The organism is uncultured Treponema sp. (assembly GCF_946187725.1).
GTDB lineage: Bacteria > Spirochaetota > Spirochaetia > Treponematales > Treponemataceae > Treponema_D.
In genome coordinates this window covers 1-4,596 of the sequence record NZ_CAMHSK010000074.1, presented here as the reverse complement: position 1 = coordinate 4,596, position 4,596 = coordinate 1, and the positions used below count along the sequence as shown (strand labels likewise).

The window sequence follows — 4,596 nt, the reverse complement described above, 5'->3', positions numbered from 1 at the left end:
TTATCAAACGGAATTAAAATGCCACAACTTGGCTATGGTGTGTATCAGGTGACAAAGGAAGAGGCTGAACGCTGTGTTTCGGATGCGCTGGAAGTGGGCTACCGCTCGATTGATACGGCACAGAGTTATTTCAACGAAGAGGAAGTGGGGAATGCAATTGCAAAATCGGGTATTGCCCGGAGCAACATTTTCCTTACCACAAAAGTCTGGATTGAGCATTACGGCTACGAGGCGTGCAAGAAGTCGGTGGAAGAATCGCTTAAGAAACTCAAGACTGATTACATTGATCTCATGCTGCTTCATCAGCCTTTCGGAGACGCTTACGGAGCCTGGCGGGCTTTGGAAGAGTTTTATGAACAGGGAGTTTTAAAGGCTATCGGAATCTCAAACTTTTACGCAGACCGTATGGTGGAGTTTGCATCCTTCAACCGCATAAAGCCTATGGTGAATCAGGTGGAATGTCATCCTTTGAATCAGCAGATAGAAGCAAAAAAATGGAATGACAAGTACGGTATTCAGCTTGAAGCCTGGGCGCCTTTTGGCGAAGGCCGTGGCGGGCTTTTTGAAAATCCTGTTTTGAAGGAAATCGCCGCTGCGCACGGAAAATCAACAGCTCAGGTTATGCTCCGCTGGCATCTGCAGAGAGGAATTGTGGTTATTCCAAAATCAACCCACAAGGAACGCATGGCAGAAAACCTGAATGTCTTTGATTTTACCCTTACTGCCGAAGAGATGGCAAAAATTACTGCTCTCGATACTGCAACAAGTTCTTTCTTCAGTCATCAGGATCCTGCAATGGTGGAATGGTTCGTAAAAATGGTTGAGGAGAGGAAGAAACAGCAGGATTCAAGCAAAGAAAAGAAGAATTGGTAATATTTCATAATTCTGGATTTTGTAAACATGCTTACAAAGTCCAGAGTTCTGTAAAAGGTTTTATTCTACCCGAATCCAGATTCCATCCCGTCTTTTATAAGTGTCTTCTCCACCCAAAGTCCAGCTGCCACTGATTCCATAAACTTTTGCCGTGAGTGTATGGGTGACTTTCATGTGAGCTGTGTCGCCATTCACGCTGATTGAATAATCTTTTGTATCCACTTTGAAGTAGTTTAGAGTTCCGTCCATGATTTCGCCGATGAACTCTTCGCGAGTCTGCTTTTTTCCGCTCATGTGGGTAAAGGTTAGGTTTTTGTCAAAGTAGCGTTCCATTGCGGCCCGGTCTTTTTCAATCATAGCCTTGTTGATTGCTTCGTAGGCAGAGTGCACTTCTTTTTCTTCTGTGGTTATTGGTTTCTCCTTTGGGGATTCTGCGATACTGGCAAGAATGGCAAAAAGCATTATCATATAAACGGCAAATGATTTTTTCATTTGAAAATCTCCTTATTGCTTGTAGACTTGCGCAAGGGATTGAAGCTACGCCAGTGAAAATAAGTCAAAGTAAAAATCTTTTCTATTCGTACTGCCGCGCTCGAAGCACAGCTTCGAACGAGACTCGCCTTGAAACTCACCTCGTGAGTTTCATCGTTATCGCGACCGGCTCCCTACCTTTTCAAAATCTGGCTTCCATGCGGCAAACTGAACCAGCTGCTCTTCTGTGCGGTGGTAGTAACGTTCGCCTTTGTCGAGTTTTGCGATTTCTGCCATTTCTTCGCCTGTCAGTTCAAAGTCCATGATGTTCAGATTGTCTTTAATGTGGTCAACGTTCTTGCTTCCTGGAATTACTACAAAGCCCATCTGAACATGCCAGCGTAAAATCACTTGGGCTGGTGTTTTGCCGTATTTTTTGCCCAGTTCAGCAAAAACAGGCTCCTGAATCAAAGACTTGTCGCCGTGTCCCAAGGGATACCAGCTCATCAGTTTGATGCCGTACTTGTCCAGAGTTACGCGCAAATCCTTCTGTGTAAAATATGGATGGGCTTCCACTTGAATGAACTGAGGGGCAGCTTCCCATTTAGTTTCAAGTTCCTGAATATATTTTCCTTCAAAATTAGAAATGCCGATTGAGCGGGCTTTTCCTTCTTTCAGAGCCTTTTCCAGCTGACGATAACCTGCAAGCCAGTTTCCTGCCGGCTGATGGATGTAAAGCAGGTCAACGTAATCTACCCCAAGACGCTCAAGAGTTTCGTCTACAGCGTTCGGGTTTTCGTATTCCGACGGCCAGAGTTTAGTAGAAAGAAAAACTTCGTTTCTTGCCACGCCGCTTTCTTTGATTCCCCGACCAACAGCGCGCTCGTTTACATAAGCATTTGCTGTATCGATAAGGCGGTAGCCCATCTTAAGGGCCTCGCGGGTGCTGTTCTGGGCATCTGCTGGTGAAAGCATAAAAGTTCCAAGTCCGATTACAGGGAATTCGATTCCGTTGTTTAATTTTATTGTCTGCATATTGTGTCTCCTGTTATTCCGAAACTGATTCGGAATCTAAATCTTGCATCAAAAGTATCATGGAAGCCCGCCTTTTCAATGGGCAGATTTTTATGATGTGTGGGATAAGCGACAGATTTTGTGAATATGCCTAGAAATGGGGCTAAGAAGAAGATGAAAGAATTGGGCGTTACCGTCACAAGTGGCGGTCGGGCTTTCCGCCATTTCGCTATCGCTTCAGCCACCTCACTTCGTTGCGGTGGCCGCCTTTGGCGTGGCTTCAATCCCTAACGCGTTTTTTATTTACCTTTCGATATCGTGAGATTTTATGGAAGAATTTACAGAATTATGGTATAATCTGCTATTGGAGAATCAAAATGGCAGAAGTTCCTGTAAAAGACAAAATAGAATACACCGTTGCTATTGTAAATGATTTTGCAAAAAAATATTCGCTTTCCACCACACGAGACCTTGCGACATATCTTGTAAGGGATTTTTCTTTTACCGTGGAGCAGGTCTTGCGTGCCGTGTACAACTCAGAACTCTACCAAAAACTCTGTGACCCAAAGACAGGACTTTACTTTCAAAGCCCCCTTTATGTGTATGACTATTTAAAGACAGAAATCAAGACAGGAAAATTACAATGAGCGCAAGTTACAAAAAACTCTGGAAAATCCTAATCGACCGCGACATGAACAAGAGCGACCTCATCCGCCAGGCAAAAATCACCAGCAACATCGTTGCCAAAATGGGCAAAGGCAAAGATGTTTCTATGGAGAGCTTACGGAAAATATGCATCGCTTTGGATTGTGAGATTGGGGATATTATGGAAGTGAATGCGGTTGATGGAGAGTAAAAAATGAGTGATATTTTTGACATAAAAGACATGACAGAAGAAGATATCAAGCTTCAGTTCATTACGCCTGCTTTGACTGCAAAGTGGGATGTCAAAAAGATCACTATGGAAACTTCTCCTGCCAACAAGTTTACAGACGGTAAAGTTCATATCAAAGGTAATATTCCAAGCCGCGATAAAGGTAAACGCTGCGATTATGTTCTCTGGTATAACAAGGGAACTCCTTTAGCAATTGTAGAAGCCAAAGACAACAATCATTCCTCTTCTTTCGGAATGCAGCAGGCAATCACTTATGGAATTATGATGAATGTTCCATTTGTTTACACTTCAAATGGCTCAACTTTTTTTGAACACGATTTTACAACAGGCCTAGAAAAAGAAATCCCACTTTCAGATTTTCCTACCGCAGAAGAATTGATGAACCGCTGGCGTGGAGTAAATGCAGAAAAAGTTGCAGAAGTTGAAAACCGCATGGAATATGCGATTGACGGTAATACTAAGTTTTATGATGTTCCTCTTTTTTTTGAAGAGAACCTTATGAACACACCTTTTTATTCTGGAGCAGACTGTTATCCACCTCGTTATTATCAGCGAAATGCAGTAAACAGAACTCTTGAAGCAATTGCAAAACATCAGACTCGCATTCTGATTGCCATGGCTACAGGAACTGGAAAAACTTATACAGCATTCCAAATTGTATGGCGCTTGATTGAATCAGGAACGAAAAAGAAAGTTCTTTATCTTGCAGACAGAAATAATCTTGTGGACCAGTCTATTCAGCAGGACTTTAAACCTCTTGAAAAAGTAATTCACAAAATCAACTTTCAGAAAGAAGATAAATCCAAAATCTCTGCCTATCAGGTTTACTTTGCGTTATATCAGCAGTTAGATTCTGCAAAGCATCATGGTGAAGATGAAGAAGAAACAGAAGAAGAGATAGAAAACGAACTTTCAAAATATAAAGAATTCTTTACACCTAATTTCTTTGATTTGATTATTGTTGATGAGTGTCACCGAGGTTCTGCAAAGGCTGATTCCCGCTGGCGTAAAATCCTTGAATATTTTAATGGTGCAACACAGATTGGTATGACCGCCACTCCAAAAGAAACAAAATATGTTTCTAACATCGATTATTTTGGAGAGCCAGTTTATTCATACAGCCTTAAACAGGGAATTGAAGATGGATTCCTTGCTCCGTTCAAAGTAATTAATGTTCATACAAATATAGATGACGGCTGGAGACCAAGAAAAGGCCAAAAAGATATTCACGGAAATGAAATTGAAGACCGTGAATATAATCTTTCTGACTATGATTACAACATCATTATTCAAGATCGTATAGATGAAGTTGCAGCTGAAATTACAAAGTACCTGAAAGAAAC

7 protein-coding genes are annotated in these 4,596 nt (G+C 41.9%); 5 read left to right on the top strand and 2 right to left on the bottom strand.

Annotated elements, in window-relative coordinates:
* Positions 1–873, top strand: an 873-nt coding sequence (locus Q0Q74_RS14080) for an aldo/keto reductase (RefSeq protein WP_294431894.1), incomplete at its 5' end; no start/stop codon positions are given.
* Between the two features lie 60 nt (positions 874–933).
* On the opposite strand, the gene Q0Q74_RS14075 is transcribed toward Q0Q74_RS14080, so the two are convergent.
* Positions 934–1,365: a nuclear transport factor 2 family protein gene (locus tag Q0Q74_RS14075; protein WP_294431893.1), complete on the bottom strand. Its 432-nt coding sequence runs from the start codon at positions 1,363–1,365 to the stop codon at positions 934–936.
* A gap of 156 nt (positions 1,366–1,521) precedes the next feature.
* Positions 1,522–2,379, bottom strand: a complete 858-nt coding sequence (locus Q0Q74_RS14070) for an aldo/keto reductase (RefSeq protein ID WP_294431892.1) — start codon at positions 2,377–2,379, stop codon at positions 1,522–1,524.
* Between the two features lie 126 nt (positions 2,380–2,505).
* On the opposite strand from Q0Q74_RS14070, the gene Q0Q74_RS14065 reads away from it, so the two are divergent.
* The 4 genes from Q0Q74_RS14065 to hsdR all read left to right on the top strand — a co-directional run.
* Entirely contained in the window at positions 2,506–2,649 is a 144-nt protein-coding gene (locus tag Q0Q74_RS14065) for a hypothetical protein (protein WP_294431891.1), read from the top strand.
* Positions 2,650–2,735: 86 nt separating this feature from the next.
* Positions 2,736–3,005, top strand: a complete 270-nt coding sequence (locus tag Q0Q74_RS14060; RefSeq protein WP_294431889.1) for a hypothetical protein — start codon at positions 2,736–2,738, stop codon at positions 3,003–3,005.
* Positions 3,002–3,214, top strand: a complete 213-nt coding sequence (locus tag Q0Q74_RS14055) for a helix-turn-helix transcriptional regulator (protein WP_294431887.1) — start codon at positions 3,002–3,004, stop codon at positions 3,212–3,214. The genes Q0Q74_RS14060 and Q0Q74_RS14055 overlap by 4 nt, the downstream gene beginning before the upstream one ends.
* 3 nt (positions 3,215–3,217) lie before the next feature.
* Positions 3,218–4,596: EcoAI/FtnUII family type I restriction enzme subunit R (hsdR, locus tag Q0Q74_RS14050; RefSeq protein WP_294431885.1), on the top strand; the 1,379-nt coding region annotated here is incomplete at its 3' end.